This window comes from Rhodococcus sp. 852002-51564_SCH6189132-a, from assembly GCF_001665495.1.
Taxonomy (GTDB): domain Bacteria; phylum Actinomycetota; class Actinomycetes; order Mycobacteriales; family Mycobacteriaceae; genus Rhodococcus; species Rhodococcus pyridinivorans.
This window is the reverse complement of sequence record NZ_LZMJ01000055.1, coordinates 38,368-52,296: the sequence shown is the minus strand read 5'-3', so window position 1 is coordinate 52,296 and position 13,929 is coordinate 38,368. Positions and strand designations below refer to the sequence as shown.

At 69.1% G+C, this 13,929-nt stretch carries 11 protein-coding genes and 1 pseudogene; 5 read left to right on the top strand and 7 right to left on the bottom strand.

Annotated elements, in window-relative coordinates:
- The first annotated feature begins 36 nt into the window (after positions 1 to 36).
- Entirely contained in the window at positions 37 to 801 is a 765-nt protein-coding gene (locus A5767_RS12975; protein ID WP_006551323.1) for a LysR substrate-binding domain-containing protein, read from the top strand.
- A 37-nt stretch (positions 802 to 838) separates the two neighbouring features.
- On the opposite strand, the gene A5767_RS12970 is transcribed toward A5767_RS12975, so the two are convergent.
- Positions 839 to 1,768 carry a hydrogen peroxide-inducible genes activator gene (locus tag A5767_RS12970; RefSeq protein WP_039587038.1) on the bottom strand — a complete coding sequence of 310 codons (930 nt, stop codon included), beginning with the start codon at positions 1,766 to 1,768 and terminating at the stop codon, positions 839 to 841.
- Positions 1,769 to 1,869: 101 nt separating this feature from the next.
- Complete coding sequence (locus tag A5767_RS12965; RefSeq protein WP_064852451.1) at positions 1,870 to 2,580, bottom strand: hypothetical protein; 711 nt, start codon at positions 2,578 to 2,580, stop codon at positions 1,870 to 1,872.
- Positions 2,581 to 2,652: 72 nt separating this feature from the next.
- Here A5767_RS12965 and A5767_RS12960 point away from each other — a divergent pair, with 72 nt between their 5' ends.
- Positions 2,653 to 2,919: a hypothetical protein gene (locus tag A5767_RS12960; protein ID WP_006551320.1), complete on the top strand. Its 267-nt coding sequence runs from the start codon at positions 2,653 to 2,655 to the stop codon at positions 2,917 to 2,919.
- Here A5767_RS12960 and A5767_RS12955 read toward each other — a convergent pair.
- Entirely contained in the window at positions 2,879 to 4,072 is a 1,194-nt protein-coding gene (locus A5767_RS12955) for an aminotransferase family protein (protein WP_050993478.1), read from the bottom strand. The genes A5767_RS12960 and A5767_RS12955 overlap by 41 nt on opposite strands.
- Positions 4,073 to 4,196: 124 nt before the next feature.
- Between A5767_RS12955 and A5767_RS12950 the strand changes: the two are divergent.
- Positions 4,197 to 4,998 (top strand): annotated as a pseudogene (locus tag A5767_RS12950) (LLM class flavin-dependent oxidoreductase).
- A 67-nt stretch (positions 4,999 to 5,065) separates the two neighbouring features.
- Positions 5,066 to 8,959, top strand: a complete 3,894-nt coding sequence (hrpA, locus tag A5767_RS12945) for an ATP-dependent RNA helicase HrpA (protein WP_064852458.1) — start codon at positions 5,066 to 5,068, stop codon at positions 8,957 to 8,959.
- A gap of 42 nt (positions 8,960 to 9,001) precedes the next feature.
- Here the strand turns inward: hrpA and nrdR are convergent, their stop codons facing one another.
- A complete protein-coding gene (nrdR, locus tag A5767_RS12940) occupies positions 9,002 to 9,472 on the bottom strand; it encodes a transcriptional regulator NrdR (protein WP_006551317.1) in 471 nt (156 codons plus the stop codon).
- Between the two features lie 193 nt (positions 9,473 to 9,665).
- Positions 9,666 to 9,929, bottom strand: coding sequence for a LysM peptidoglycan-binding domain-containing protein (locus A5767_RS12935; RefSeq protein ID WP_006551316.1), 264 nt, complete (start codon positions 9,927 to 9,929; stop codon positions 9,666 to 9,668).
- A gap of 565 nt (positions 9,930 to 10,494) precedes the next feature.
- Between A5767_RS12935 and lexA the strand changes: the two genes are divergently transcribed.
- Positions 10,495 to 11,205, top strand: coding sequence for a transcriptional repressor LexA (lexA, locus tag A5767_RS12930; protein WP_006551315.1), 711 nt, complete (start codon positions 10,495 to 10,497; stop codon positions 11,203 to 11,205).
- Positions 11,206 to 11,280: 75 nt separating this feature from the next.
- Here lexA and A5767_RS12925 read toward each other — a convergent pair whose 3' ends face one another.
- Both A5767_RS12925 and A5767_RS12920 read right to left on the bottom strand, forming a co-directional pair.
- Complete coding sequence (locus tag A5767_RS12925; protein WP_006551314.1) at positions 11,281 to 12,423, bottom strand: acyl-CoA dehydrogenase family protein; 1,143 nt, start codon at positions 12,421 to 12,423, stop codon at positions 11,281 to 11,283.
- 171 nt (positions 12,424 to 12,594) lie between these two features.
- Positions 12,595 to 13,887 carry a solute carrier family 23 protein gene (locus tag A5767_RS12920; RefSeq protein ID WP_064852450.1) on the bottom strand — a complete coding sequence of 431 codons (1,293 nt, stop codon included), beginning with the start codon at positions 13,885 to 13,887 and terminating at the stop codon, positions 12,595 to 12,597.
- Between the last annotated feature and the right edge of the window lie 42 nt (positions 13,888 to 13,929).

The following is a 13,929-nucleotide window of genomic DNA, read 5'->3' as shown; positions in this document are numbered from 1 at the left end:
CGCAGCGGCGGACCTCGGGAGCGGTAGCCTGACTCGGTGAGCGAACCGACCGTGCAACCCTTCCGCTTGGCCTACGTCCCGGGTGTCACCCCCGCGAAGTGGGTGCGGGTGTGGAACGAGCGGATGCCGGACGTCCCGATCGAACTGGTCCCCGTCGAACCCACGGGCGGTGCGGATCCGCTACGCGAGGACGTCGCCGACATCGCGCTGCTGCGCCTGCCGCTGCAGCGGGACGGCCTGTCGGTCATCCCGCTCTACACCGAGGTCTCCGTCGTAGTGGTGCCCAAGGAGCACGTGTTCGCGGCGGTCGACGAGGTGTCGGTGTCCGACCTCGCCGACGAGACGGTGCTGCATCCGCTCGACGACGTGCTCGACTGGGTCGCCCTACCCGGTGAGGAGGCGTTCGAGCGGCCCGCGACCACCGAGGACGCGATCTCGCACGTCGCCTCGGAGGTGGGTGTGCTCGTCACGCCGCAGTCGCTCGCCCGCCTGCACCACCGCCGCGACCTGACCTACCGTCCCGTCGTCGACGCGCCCGCGTCCCAGGTGGGTCTCGTGTGGGTCACCGACCGGACGACCGATCACGTCGACGAGTTCGTGGGCATCGTCCGGGGACGGACGGCCAACAGTTCCCGTGGCCGCAGCGATTCCGAGCCGGACGCCGAGTCGGGCGGCACCTCGCGTCGTGGCGAACGCAAGGGCTCGACCCCGAAGCGCCGCGCGCCCGAGCCCAAGACGTCCCGCCGGGCGGGGACGTCCGCGCGGAAGCGCCCCGGGAAGCCTCGGCGCGGTAAGCGCTGATCGACACTGCCGCGGTCGGTGCTGATCGGGGTCTTCGTCAGGAAACGGGGCGGCAGGTCGGCGGGACGCAGCCGCGGATGGTCTCGGCGAGGATGCGGTAGTCGACTCCGCGCGGGGACGACGAGCGGAACACCAGTCCGATGCGGCGGCCGGGTGCCGGGTCCGCGAAGTGCGCGACCTCGAGGTCTCCCCGGGCGGTTTCGACGGCGACCGCGGAGGCCGGGACGAGGGTGATACCCAATCGTCCTGCGACGCAGCGCACCACGGTGGACAGGGAGGTCGCGCGGGTGTCGCCGAGTGCCGGTCGCGCGTCGATGGACCGGCACAGGTCGAGTGTCTGGTCGCGCAGGCAGTGGCCTTCGTCGAGCAGCAGCAGTTGTGCGTCGTCGAGCGCGGAGACCGAGAGGTCGGTGCGCCCGGCGAGTTCGTGTCCGGTCGGCAGGACGAGGACGAAATCCTCGTCGTACAGCGGCACTTCGATGACACCCGAGACGTCTGCGGGCAGGGCGAGGACGGCGACGTCGAGGGTTCCGGCGCGCAGGGCGTCGAGGAGACGCGCGGTCTGGTCCTCGACGACCTGCAGCGACAGCGCCGGCATCGTCCGGTCGAGTGCGGGCAGGATCTCGGGCAGGACGTAGGGCGCGACGGTGGGGATCAGGCCCACCCGCAGCGGGCCCGAGAGTCCGTCGGACACTCCTGCAGCCGCGTCGACGAAGCCGTCGGCGGCGTCGAGTACCACCTCCGCGTAGGGAAGCAGGCGCGCTCCCACCGGTGTCACGAGCACGCGGCGGGTGCTCCGCTCGATGAGCTGGACGCCGAGGCCGTTCTCGAGAGCCGCCAGCCCCTGGGACAGGGTGGGCTGGCTGACCTCGAGTCGCGCTGCTGCCGTGCCGAAGTGGCGGTAGGTGGCCACCGCGACGAAGGCACGCAGCTGCGAGAGGGTGGGCTGGTAGCTCTGATCGGTCACGCCTATCAGTGTAGTGCGACCTATCGCCTCTACCTTTCGCAGCTATCGGACGGTCGTGCGTCGACCACGAGACGGGCGCTCGCTGCGCCGACTGCCAGGTCCTACGACGCCGAGCCCGCCGCTCTTCCGGCAGCGAGGTCGTCCTCGTCCAGCACGACCTCGATCTCGCCACCGAACTCCACACCGGGAGCGAGCGGCAGCCGGTCGCCGCTCCAGAACCGGCCGGGGTCGTACCAGTTGATCCCCCGGTGCCGTTGCCGCAGCAACCCCATCTCCTCCAGCGTCAGCCCCACCACTTCGGCGCAGTACGCGCTCTCGAGCCCACCGGACGGTACGGCCGCCCGGCGACGGCGCGGGAGCCGGCCCGCGAACCATCGCCCCGTGAGTTTCGTCGTCGACGGGAACGGTGTGCCGTCGAGCCGCGCGATCGTGCGCAGCAGCTGGTCCTCCTGGTCCGGGGTGGCCGCCACCGAGATCTGCCGCAGCCAGCCGCGCTGGCCGTAACGCGCGGCCCACACCTGCACCGCACTGCGCAGGTCGTGCAACTGCACGCCGCGCTGGTGCCGCCCGGTCCACATGTCCGGGAGACTGCGTCCGAGCTCGGCGTGCCACATCAGCGGCGGCAGGTCCTCGAGCGCGACCGTCATCCCCACGTGGTTCACCGGTGCGTTGGTCAGCGTCTGGATTGCTCGGTCGGCCGGGGTGGCGCCGCGGAAGATCCACAGGTCCCCCGTGCGGGTCGTCGCCACGGCCTCGTCGAGGGTGAGACGCGAACGCGCACCGGCGGACCGATCTGCCGACGAAGTGTCCATGCCGTCAGCCTGCCATGCCCGACGGCCGCTGGGGTCGTCCCCATGACCCCGACGGACCGCTAGGGTCGCCCCATGGCACTGCGCGGTGGCAAGTGGTGGAAGCTCGTCGGACTCGCCGGGATCGTGGGAGTCGCGGCGACCGGTGCTGTCGCCGCCCGCAACGAGCGACAGCGACGGAACTACAGCCCCGACGAGGTGCGTTCGGTGTTGCACGAGCGCTATGCCCGTTCACTCGCCGCACGCGACGGCAGCGCCGAACTCCCCCTCGCCGAGGTACCGATCGGGCCGAAGGAACGGATCAGCCGAGTGCTGCGGCGATTCCGTCGGCGAGATCGGTGATCTGCTCGTCGGTCATCACGAACGAGGGGGAGATCTGCATCGCGCCCTGACCGGCCGCGCGTCCCGAGATCCCATGCTGCCGCAGGGTTTTGACGAAACCGAGAGCTTCGGACGGATCGGCGAGCTGCACGGCCGCCACCGCACCGAGGCCGCTGCGCACCTCGGCCACCCGCGGGTGGTCCGCCAACGGAGCGAGCTTCTCGTGCAGAGTCCGCTCGATCCGCGCCGCCTCGGCGAGCAGATTCTCACGCTCGATGATGTCGAGGTTGGCGAGCGCGGCCGCCGCAGCCGCGGCGTGCCCACCGTAGGTGTAGCCGTGGCGCCACCACACGTCTCCGGCGAAGAACGGTTCGGCGACGCGCGGAGCGACGAACAGGGCGCCCATCGGCAGGTAGCCGGAGGTGAGTCCCTTGGCCGTGGTGACCATGTCGGGAGCCAGGTCGAATCGCGACGACGCGAACCACGAACCACCGATACGACCGAAGCCGGTGACGACCTCGTCGACGACGAACAGGATGTCGTGGTCGCGGCAGATGTCGCGGATCTCGGCGAGATAGCCGTCCGGCGGCAGGTACACCCCGCCCGCACCGATGACGGGTTCGCAGAAGAAGGCCGCGATGGAGTCGGCACCGACCGAATCGATGAGTTCGAGCAGCGCCTTGGCGTCGTCCCAGGCAACCCGCGCGGTGTCCTCCCACAGGCGGCCGTAGCCCTCACCGTTGACGGGGATACCGGCGAGCGAGGTGCCGCCGACATGCATGCCGTGGTACGCCTTCTCGCGCGAGACCAGCAGCCGCTTGCCGGGCTTCCCGAGCTCCTGCCAGTACCGCCGCGCGAGCTTGGCCGCCGAGTCGACGGAGTCGGATCCGCCCGAGGTGAAGAAGATCTTGCTGCCCGGAACCGGGGCGACCCCCGCGAGACGCTCGGCGAGTTCGACGGCGGGCTCGGAGGTCAGGTCGCCGAAGTTCGAGTAGTGGGCGAGTTTGGCGACCTGCGCTGCGATCGCCTCGCCGATCTCGGTGCGGCCGTGACCTACATTGGTGAACCACAGTCCGGCGGTGGCGTCGAGGTAGCGTTTGCCGGCGTCGTCCCAGATGTACGCGCCTTCCCCGCGCGACACGACGAATGCGCCGTCCCGTTCGATCGCGCCCATATCGGCGAATCCGTGCCACAACGCACCCACGACCAACTCCCGTCCACGACGATCACGACACCCGTCATCGTATGCGGAGGAAACGACTCTGGCGCCGGAGGCCCGTACCCGCCACCCGGGTGCCATGACCGAGTTCCGCTTCTCCGTCAACATCTTCGAGGTCGGGTCTCCCGATGCGTTCGTTCGCTGGTGCCGCGCCGTCGAGGACGCGGGTTTCGACGCGGTGTACGCGGCCGACCATCTCGGTGTCCCCACGTCGTTCCCCGTCCTGGTCGCCGCCGCCGGTGCCACCGAGCGTCTGCGGGTCGGCACGATGGTGCTCGATGCCGGTTCCTGGAATCGGGCACTGCTCGCTCGCGAGATCGCGACCACCGATGTGCTCACCGGCGGCCGGCTCGAGATCGGCCTCGGAGCAGGGGCCACATGAGATGGGAGTTCGAGGCGGCCGGGATCGAGTGGGAACGCTTCGACGAGCGCGCCGAGCGTCTCGAATCCACCGTGCAGGAACTGCAGCGATCGTTCACCGGGCCCGGCTTCGACGAGCAGGCGGCGTTGCGCGAAGCGTTCGACCTGCCCGTGCTCCGTCCGGTGCAGCGGCGCGGATTCGGCGGCTACGGCCCGCCCCTGATCGTCGGAGGCACCGCGACCGGATCTTTTCCGTCGTCGCCGCCCACGCCGACATCGTGAGTGTCGCGGGTGCCGTCCTGCTGCCGGGGAGGCCACCGGGGACGTTCCGCATCGCCACCGCGGCCGAGGCCGACGACCTGCTCGACTCGCCGTTCGTGCTGATCGGGACGGTCGACGAGATGGCCGGGCAGATCCTGCACAGCCGGGAGCGCTACGGGTTCACCCACTTCACGGTCCACGCCCCGTACCGGGAGACCTTCGGTGAAGTGATCGGCCGGGTGCGTGCTCTGGCGGGCTGACCACCTGGCCTGCCTGCCCTCCCCGACCGGCCCCGACCGGGTCGTTTCGCTAGGCTGTGTGATCAGCATGTCCATCTCCCCCGCCCCGAATCGTCGCGAACTGCGCGCTGCCCTGTCCGAGGTCTCCCTCCGCGACGAGAACCGCCTCCGTCGCAGGCTCGACCGGGCGCGGGGCGGCGAGGCGCTGACCGAGGTCGCCGCCGAGATCGAGACCGCCCGCGCCCGGCTCACGTCCCGTGCGTCGTCGGTCCCAGAGATCCGTTATCCCGAGGACCTACCGGTCTCGCAGCGCAAGGACGACATCGCCGCCGCGATCCGCGACCACCAGGTCGTAGTGGTCGCCGGAGAGACCGGTTCGGGCAAGACGACGCAGATCCCGAAGATCTGCCTCGAACTCGGGCGCGGGGTTCGCGGCCTGATCGGCCACACCCAGCCGCGCCGTATCGCCGCGCGCGCCGTCGCCGAGCGACTCGCGGAGGAACTGGACACCGAGCTCGGCAACGCCGTCGGATACACGGTGCGCTTCAACGATCAGGTCACCGAGTCGACACTCGTCAAGCTGATGACCGACGGCATCCTCCTCGCCGAGATCCAGCGCGACCGCCTGCTGCGCCAGTACGACACGCTCATCATCGACGAGGCGCACGAGCGCAGCCTCAACATCGACTTCCTGCTCGGCTACCTCGCGCAGCTGCTTCCGCGTCGCCCCGACCTGAAGGTGATCATCACCTCGGCGACGATCGACCCCGAACGTTTCGCGCGCCACTTCGCCGACGCGAACGGCACGCCTGCCCCCATCGTGGAGGTCTCCGGCCGCACCTATCCCGTCGAGGTGCGTTACCGGCCGCTGACCGTCGAGGTGGGCGACACGCTGGTCGACCGCGACCCCGTCGACGCGGTGTGCGAGGCCGTCGAGGAACTCCAGCGCGAGGGCGACGGCGACATCCTGGTCTTCCTCTCCGGCGAGCGCGAGATCCGCGACACCGCCGACGCACTGCGCGACCGCAAGCTCCGCAACACCGAGATCCTCCCGCTCTACGGACGCCTGTCGGCGGCCGAACAGCACCGGGTCTTCGCACCGCACACGGGCCGGCGGGTCGTGTTGTCCACCAACGTCGCCGAGACGTCCCTGACGGTTCCCGGCATCCGCTACGTCGTCGACCCCGGCACCGCACGTATCTCGCGGTACTCGGTGCGGACGAAGGTGCAGCGACTGCCGATCGAGCCGATCTCGCAGGCCTCGGCGCGGCAGCGCGCCGGACGGTGCGGTCGTGTCGCCGACGGCATCTGCATCCGTCTGTACTCGGAGGACGACTTCGACGGCCGGCCGGAGTTCACCGAGCCCGAGATCCTGCGCACCAACCTCGCGTCGGTAGTGTTGCAGATGACGGCGCTCGGTCTCGGCGACATCGAGGCGTTCCCGTTCGTGGAGGCCCCGGATCCCCGCGCGATCCGCGACGGCATCGCTCTGCTCGAGGAGCTCGGCGCGCTCGAACCCGCCAAGAAGGGCGAGACGCCGCGCCTGACCGCGACGGGCCGCGAGATCGCCCGCCTGCCCGTCGATCCGCGCATGGCCCGCATGATCGTCGAGGGCCACCGGAACGGATGTCTGCGCGAGGTGCTCATCATCGTCGCGGCCCTGTCGATCCAGGACGTGCGCGAACGCCCGACCGAGTTCCAGCAGGCCGCCGACGAGAAGCACGCCCGGTTCGCGGTCGAGGGCTCGGACTTCCTGGCCTTCCTGCGATTGTGGGACTACCTGAAGGAGCAACGGCGGGAACTGTCGTCGAGCAGGTTCCGCAGGTTGTGCCGCGACGAGTTCCTGCACTGGTTGCGGATCCGTGAGTGGCAGGACCTGCAGGGGCAGCTCCGTCAGATCACTGTCGACATGGGCTGGCAGACGCACCACCGCGACGTGAATCCCGACGACGTCCACAAGTCCCTGCTTGCAGGTCTGCTGTCGCACATCGGTCTTCGCGAGGGCGACAAGCGCGACTTCCTCGGTGCCCGCGGCGCACGGTTCGCCGTCTTCCCGGGATCGTCGTTGTTCAAGAAGCCTCCGCGCTGGGTCATGGCCGCCGAACTCGTGGAGACCTCACGGCTGTGGGCGCGGACGGCCGCGCGCATCGAACCCGAATGGGTCGAGAAGCTCGCTCCGCACCTGGTCAAGCGCACCTACTCGGAGCCGCACTGGTCGACGCGCCGCGAGTCGGCGATGGCCTACGAACGCGTCACGCTCTACGGCATCCCCCTGGTCGCCCAGCGTCCCGTGCCGTACGGACGGATCGATCCGGAGGTCTCGCGCGAACTGTTCATCCGCCACGCCCTCGTGCAAGGCGAATGGCGCACGCAGCACAAGTTCTTCCACGACAACCGGGCGCTGCTCGAGGACGTCGAGGAACTCGAACACCGTGCGCGCCGGCGCGACATCGTCGTCGACGACGAGACCCTGTTCGACTTCTACGACCAGCGGGTCGGCCCGGAGGCGATCTCGGCCCGGCACTTCGACACGTGGTGGAAGAAGACCCGCAGGCAGCAACCCGACCTGCTGACGTTCACGCCGGACACCGTGGTGAACCAGGACGCCGCCTCGGTGCTCGAGGGCGACTATCCGGACGCGTGGCGCCAGGGCGAGATCCAGTTCCCCCTCACCTACCAGTTCGAGCCGGGCACGGAGGAGGACGGTGTCACCGCCCGCGTCCCCGTCGCGCTGCTCGCGAACCTCAAGTCCGTCGGTTTCGACTGGCTGGTACCCGGGATGCGGACCGAGCTGGTCACGGCCCTCATCAAGACCCTGCCGAAACACCTCCGGAGGCAGGTCGTACCGGCTCCCGATTTCGCAGCGGCCGCCCTCGCCTCGGTGACGCCGCGCTCCGAACCGCTCGTCAATGCGATGGCCCGCGAGCTGTCCCGGCTCGGCCGGTGCACGATCGAGTCCTCGGACTTCGATACCGGTGCGTTGCCCGACCATCTGCGGATGACCTTCGCCGCGGTCGACGAGCGCGGCACCGTGCTCGGCCGCAGCAAGAGCCTGGCGGCCCTGCGGAAGAAGTTGGCTCCGCGGGTCGAAGCGGAGGTCTCGCGCGCCGCTGCGGGCACCGAACGTCCCGCGGCGGTGGTGTGGACGGCCGAGACCCTCGGGAACCTGCCGGAGACCGTCACCCGCGAGGTCGGTGGCCGGAAGGTCACCGGTTACCCTGCCCTGGTCGCGGAGAAGGACGGCGTCGCGGTGCGCGTGCTCAGCACACCGCAGGCCCAGCAGAACGCGACGCGTCAGGGGTTGCGTGCCCTGCTTCTGTCGTCGGCACCGACGAAGGCGAAGGCCGTGACCTCGGGGCTGACCAACATGGAGCGGCTCGCGCTCGGGCGGAACCCCGACGGATCGTTCGAAGCGCTGATCGAGGACTGCCGTGCCTGCGCGGTGGACGAACTCATCGCCGCACACGGCGCACCCGTGCGCACGCCCGACGAGTTCGAGGCGCTCGCGTCCACGGTGCGGTCACACCTGCCGGGGCGCGTGGCCCGTCTGTTGAAAGCGGTTGTGCCCGTGCTGTCCCGCGCCCACGAGGTGGGTGTGCTCCTCGATCGGTCGGACGGCGAGGCTGCCGACGACGTACGCGAACAGCTGCAGTCGTTGCTGTTCCCCGGCTTCGTCACCGATCTGGGGTCGCGGCGGATCGCCGACCTGCCGCGCTATCTCACCGCGGCCGCGCAACGACTGGAGGCGTTGCCGGCGAGTGCGCATCGCGATGCCGCGGGAATGGATGTGCTCGATCGCGTCTACGGCGCCTACGACAAGCTACTCGCACGACTGCCGGAGGAACGGCGCGCCGCGCCCGAGGTGGTCGAGATCTACTGGATGATCGAGGAACTGCGCGTGAGCCTGTTCGCGCAGGGTCTCGGAACGCGGATCCCGGTGTCGGAGAAGCGCGTCCTGAAGGCGATCGACGGGATCCGGTAGCGACCGGACCGGCCGGCGTGCGGTCGGCTTCGACCGGGTCGCTCAGTCGGTCTCGACCGAGCAGGACTTCTTGTGCTCGCGCAGTTCCTGAATCTCGCGTTCGAAATCCTCTGCAGAACTGAAGGAACGGTAGACCGAGGCGAATCGAAGATAGGCAACCTCGTCGAGATCTCGTAGGGGTCCGAGGATCGCCAGTCCGACCTCGTGGCTCGGGACCTCGGGTGAGCCCTTCGCCCGCACCGCGTCCTCGACCTGCTGCGCGAGCTTGTTGAGTGCGTCGTTGTCGACATCGCGCCCCTGGCAGGCGCGGGCCACGCCGCGCACGACCTTCTCGCGGCTGAACGGCTCGGTCACGCCGCTGCGCTTGACGACGGACAGCACGGCCGTCTCGACTGTGGTGAAGCGGCGTCCGCATTCGGGACACGCCCGCCGACGACGGATCGCGGCACCCTCGTCTGCCTCGCGCGAATCGACCACCCGGGAATCGGGATGGCGGCAATACGGGCAGTACATGTCGGTTCCTTCGTCGTGCCCGTGCGGGTCGCGACGTCGGCGCCGAAGCGATGTCTCCCGACCGGAACCGTCTCCACCCGCGAGTGGGCCGACACCGCCGCAACCACACGGAGTGGTGTGACTGACAGTGTTAGACAATACCCGCCTGTCCGGCTCGGGAGCGGATCGCGGGTCGGGCGGGGCCACGACGCCCTCATTCCCGGCTGGAATCCGGCAAGAGGAGGCGGCTTCCGGCCTGCACGGCCGTACCGTCGAGCGAGTTGAGGTCGGCGATCCTCGCGACCGTGACGTCGACCGGGACGTCGGGCCACACGCGAGCGGCCAAGGCCTCCAGGCTCTCCCCCTCTCGCACGACCGTGGTGCCGGCGCTCTGCGAGATCACCTCATCGGTGCGCACGTGGGCGAGCACGAGGAGCATCGTGGTCGCGAGCGCGGTGAGGAGCACCGTCGTGGCCATCTGCCGCCAACTCGTCCCCTTCGCAGGCCGGCGACTGCGCGGTGCGATCTCCGAACGGCGGTGCAGGGGTTCCCGCGAGGGCGCGGCGACGCGCGGTCTCGTCCGCGCCGGGACACGGGTGCGATGGTGCAGCGTCGACGTCGCGATCGGCCGGATGCGATATGCCGCCGCCCCGGGCACACCTGCTCCCGGCGGGCCCACGACGGTCCGCCCTGCCGTGCTCGTCCTGACTGAGGCACCGGTTCGGACCACCGCGCCCTGTCGCGCCGTACCCACCGGAACCGCCGTGTCGATCCGAACCGCTCTGCTCATCGGAAATCCTCCGTGTCGCTGTGCGTGGTCTTCCGACCCCGTCCGTGTCGCTGTGCGTGGCTTTCCGACCCCGTCCGACCACTCGATCATGTGTTCGAACGAAAGTCTGTTCGAATGTTTTATCACGAGTCACAGCCTGACGGCAGCTCCTCGGAGGGTGAATCTCGAACATCTGTTTGATATACGCGCGGGATCTCGATAGATTCGAAAGGCAACTTGCAACCCATCCGACACTCGCCGCACGGAGGTCACGATGAAGGCGGACGGAACATCCACAGCCCGCCGGGGCGGACCCGCGACCGACGATCCCACCGCGAGCCTCACCGAGCGTCAGCGTCGTGTGCTCGAGGTCATCCGCGATTCCGTCAGCGAACGGGGGTACCCGCCGAGCATCCGTGAGATCGGCGACGCCGTCGGCCTCAACTCCACATCCTCCGTCGCACACCAGCTGCGCACGCTCGAACGGAAGGGCTTTCTGCGCCGGGATCCGAACCGTCCGCGTGCCGTGGACGTCCGCGGTCTCGAGCCCACCCCCGCACCCGAGTCCTCGCCCGAGGTGGTCGCCGGCTCGTCGACCGACGACATCCCTTCGGCGGCAATGGTTCCCGTCGTCGGCCGGATCGCTGCCGGTGGTCCGATCCTGGCCGAAGAATCGGTCGAGGATGTCTTCCCGCTGCCGCGCGAACTCGTCGGTCAGGGCTCGCTGTTCCTGCTCAAGGTCGTCGGCCAGTCGATGATCGACGCGGCCATCTGCGACGGCGACTGGGTGGTCGTCCGGCAGCAGAACGTCGCCGACAACGGCGATATCGTCGCCGCGATGCTCGACGGCGAGGCCACCGTCAAGACGTTCAAGCGGGTCGACGGCGACGTCTGGCTCATGCCGCACAACCCGATGTTCGAACCCATCCCGGGCAACGACGCAGTCGTCCTCGGCAAGGTCGTCACGGTCGTCCGCAAGATCTGACCCCGGGCCACCGGAGACGAACGAGACCGGGGTGGCTCCGCACAGCGAAGCCACCCAGGCCCTCTCGTACGTGCCTCAGACGTTGAGGCCGCGCCCGATGACTTCCTTCATGATCTCGTTCGTGCCGCCGTAGATCTTCTGCACGCGGGCATCGAGGTACGCCTTGGCGACCGGGTACTCGCGCATGTAGCCGTAGCCACCGTGCAGCTGCAGGCAGCGGTCGATCAGCTCGACCTGCTTGTCGGTGGTCCAGTACTTGGCCATCGCGGCCTCCTGGACGGTGAGCTTCTTCTCGTTGAGCAGCTCGATGCACCGGTCCACGAACACCCGGGCCAGCTGGGTCTCGGTGGCGAGCTCGGCGAGCTCGAAGCGGGTGTTCTGGAACTTGCCGATCGGCTTGCCGAACGCCTTGCGGTCGCGGCAGTACTGGATCGTGTCGTCGAGCACGCGCTCCATCGCAGCAGCGGCGACGACGGCGATCGCGAGACGTTCCTGCGGCAGGTTCTGCATCAGGTAGATGAAGCCCATGCCCTCCTGGCCGAGGAGGTTGGCCGCCGGGACGCGAACGTCGTTGAAGCTGAGCTCCGCCGTGTCCTGCGCGTCGAGGCCGATCTTGTCGAGGTTGCGTCCCCGCTCGAAGCCCGGCATGCCGCGCTCGACGACGAGCAGCGAGAAGCCCTGGGCGCCCTTCTCCGGGTCGGTGCATGCGACGACGATCACCAGATCGGAGTGGATGCCGTTGGTGATGAACGTCTTGGCGCCGTTGAGGACCCAGTCGTCACCGTCGCGCACCGCGCGGGTCTTGATGCCCTGCAGGTCGCTGCCGGTGCCCGGCTCGGTCATCGCGATGGCCGTGATCAGCTCACCCGAACAGAAGCCCGGGAGCCAACGCTTCTTCTGCTCCTCGTTGGCGAGCTCGAGCAGGTAGGGAGCGACGACATCGTTGTGCAGCATGAAGCCCAGACCGCTGAAGCCCAGCTTGGTGGTCTCCTCGGCCATGATGGCGTTGTAGCGGAAGTCGTCCATGCCACCGCCGCCGTACTCCTCCGGCACCGCCATGCCGAGGAAGCCCTGCGCGCCGGCCTTCTTCCACACCTCACGGTCGACGATCTTGTCCTTCTCCCACTGCTCGTGGAAGGGGGCCACCTCCTGTTCGAGGAACTTCCGGTACGACTCCCGGAAGAGGTCGTGCTCGGGCTCGAAAAGGGTGCGTTGCATCTGCGCTCCTGTGTGAGACGTCGTTCGACATACTCACGGTATGCAGACGAGGGTGCGGTGACGCTGACACAACCGAGCGCATTTTGTGACCCGGACGACCCCGGCGGGTACGCGTCGGTATCGAACGACCCGCGGGCACGGGTCGGTGTCGGCCGATGCGCCGGGTTCCGGTCAGCGGCGCAGATCCGCGAGTCTGCGCAGCAGCGGGTACGCGACGAGGATGCCGATCGAACCCCAGGCGATACCGCCGAGTTCGACCGAGCCGATCGACAGGGTCAGGTCGCCGATGCCGGCGACGAGCGCCGCGGCCGCGACCGTGAGGTTGACCGGATCCGTGAAGTCGACCTTCGCCTCCGTCCAGATGCGGACACCGAGGATGCCGATCAGGCCGTAGAGCACGAGGGTCGCGCCGCCGAGGACGCCCTCGGGCACGGTGAACACCAGCGCACCGAACTTCGGCGAGAAGGCCAGCACGACGGCGGTGACCGCCGCAACGGCGTATGCAGCGGTCGAGTACACGCGCGTGGCCGCCATGACGCCGATGTTCTCGGCATAGGTGGTCGTGCCCGAGCCGCCGCCCGCACCCGCGAGGGTGGTCGCAAGGCCGTCGGCGATGAGCGCATTGCCGGCCATGTCGTCGAGGTTTCGACCGGTCATCGCGGCGACCGCCTTGACGTGGCCTACGTTCTCCGCGACCAGCACGACGACGACGGGCAGCGCCAACAGCACGACCGACAGTTCGAAAGTGGGGCCGTGCAGATCGGGCAGACCGAACCACGCCGCGTCGCGCATGGCGTCGATGCGCTCGGACGCGATCGCCCCGGTGAACGCCGCGAAGATCCATCCGACGATCACACCGACGAGGATGCCGAGGCGGCCGAGCATGCCCGGGCCGACCACCGTCACGAGCAGTGTGACCACGAGCGTGATCGTGGCGACGAGCGGTTGGGCTTCGAACGATCCGGTGGCCGTCGGCGCGAGGTTGAGGCCGATGAGGGCGACGATCGCCCCGGTGACCACCGGCGGCATGACCGCGTCGATGATGCGCGAACCCACCGCCTTGACCACGAGGCCGACAAGCACCAGCACGATACCGACGGCGACGATCCCGCCGAGCTGCGCTGCCGGACCGGAACCGGCCGAGGCGCTGAGCGGCGCGATGAACGCGAAAGACGAACCGAGATAGCTGGGCACCCGGCCGCGCGTGATGATCAGGAACAGCGCGGTGCCGATACCGGAGAACAGCAGCGTGGTCGTGACGGGGAAGCCCGTGATCGTCGGCACGAGCAGGGTGGCGCCGAACATCGCGATGACGTGCTGCATCCCGATGCCGATGGTGCGCGGCCACGACAGTCGCTCGTGCGGTGCGACCACCGCACCGGGGTTGATGCGACGTCCGTCGCCGTGCAGGGTCCAGCCGCGGCGTGTGGTCGTGCGTCCGGTCGTGTTCGCTCGTTCGGTCACGACAGGTCATCGTAGAACCGGCAGCCTCATCGGCGTAGAACA

Coding starts and splice junctions, on each gene's coding strand:
- A5767_RS12965 (WP_064852451.1), bottom strand. CDS start 2,580: ATGGACACTTCGTCGGCAGATCGGTCCGCCGGTGCGCGTTCGCGTCTC.
- A5767_RS12960 (WP_006551320.1), top strand. CDS start 2,653: ATGGCACTGCGCGGTGGCAAGTGGTGGAAGCTCGTCGGACTCGCCGGG.
- A5767_RS12955 (WP_050993478.1), bottom strand. CDS start 4,072: ATGGGCGCGATCGAACGGGACGGCGCATTCGTCGTGTCGCGCGGGGAA.
- hrpA (WP_064852458.1), top strand. CDS start 5,066: ATGTCCATCTCCCCCGCCCCGAATCGTCGCGAACTGCGCGCTGCCCTG.
- nrdR (WP_006551317.1), bottom strand. CDS start 9,472: ATGTACTGCCCGTATTGCCGCCATCCCGATTCCCGGGTGGTCGATTCG.
- A5767_RS12935 (WP_006551316.1), bottom strand. CDS start 9,929: ATGGCCACGACGGTGCTCCTCACCGCGCTCGCGACCACGATGCTCCTC.
- lexA (WP_006551315.1), top strand. CDS start 10,495: ATGAAGGCGGACGGAACATCCACAGCCCGCCGGGGCGGACCCGCGACC.
- A5767_RS12925 (WP_006551314.1), bottom strand. CDS start 12,423: ATGCAACGCACCCTTTTCGAGCCCGAGCACGACCTCTTCCGGGAGTCG.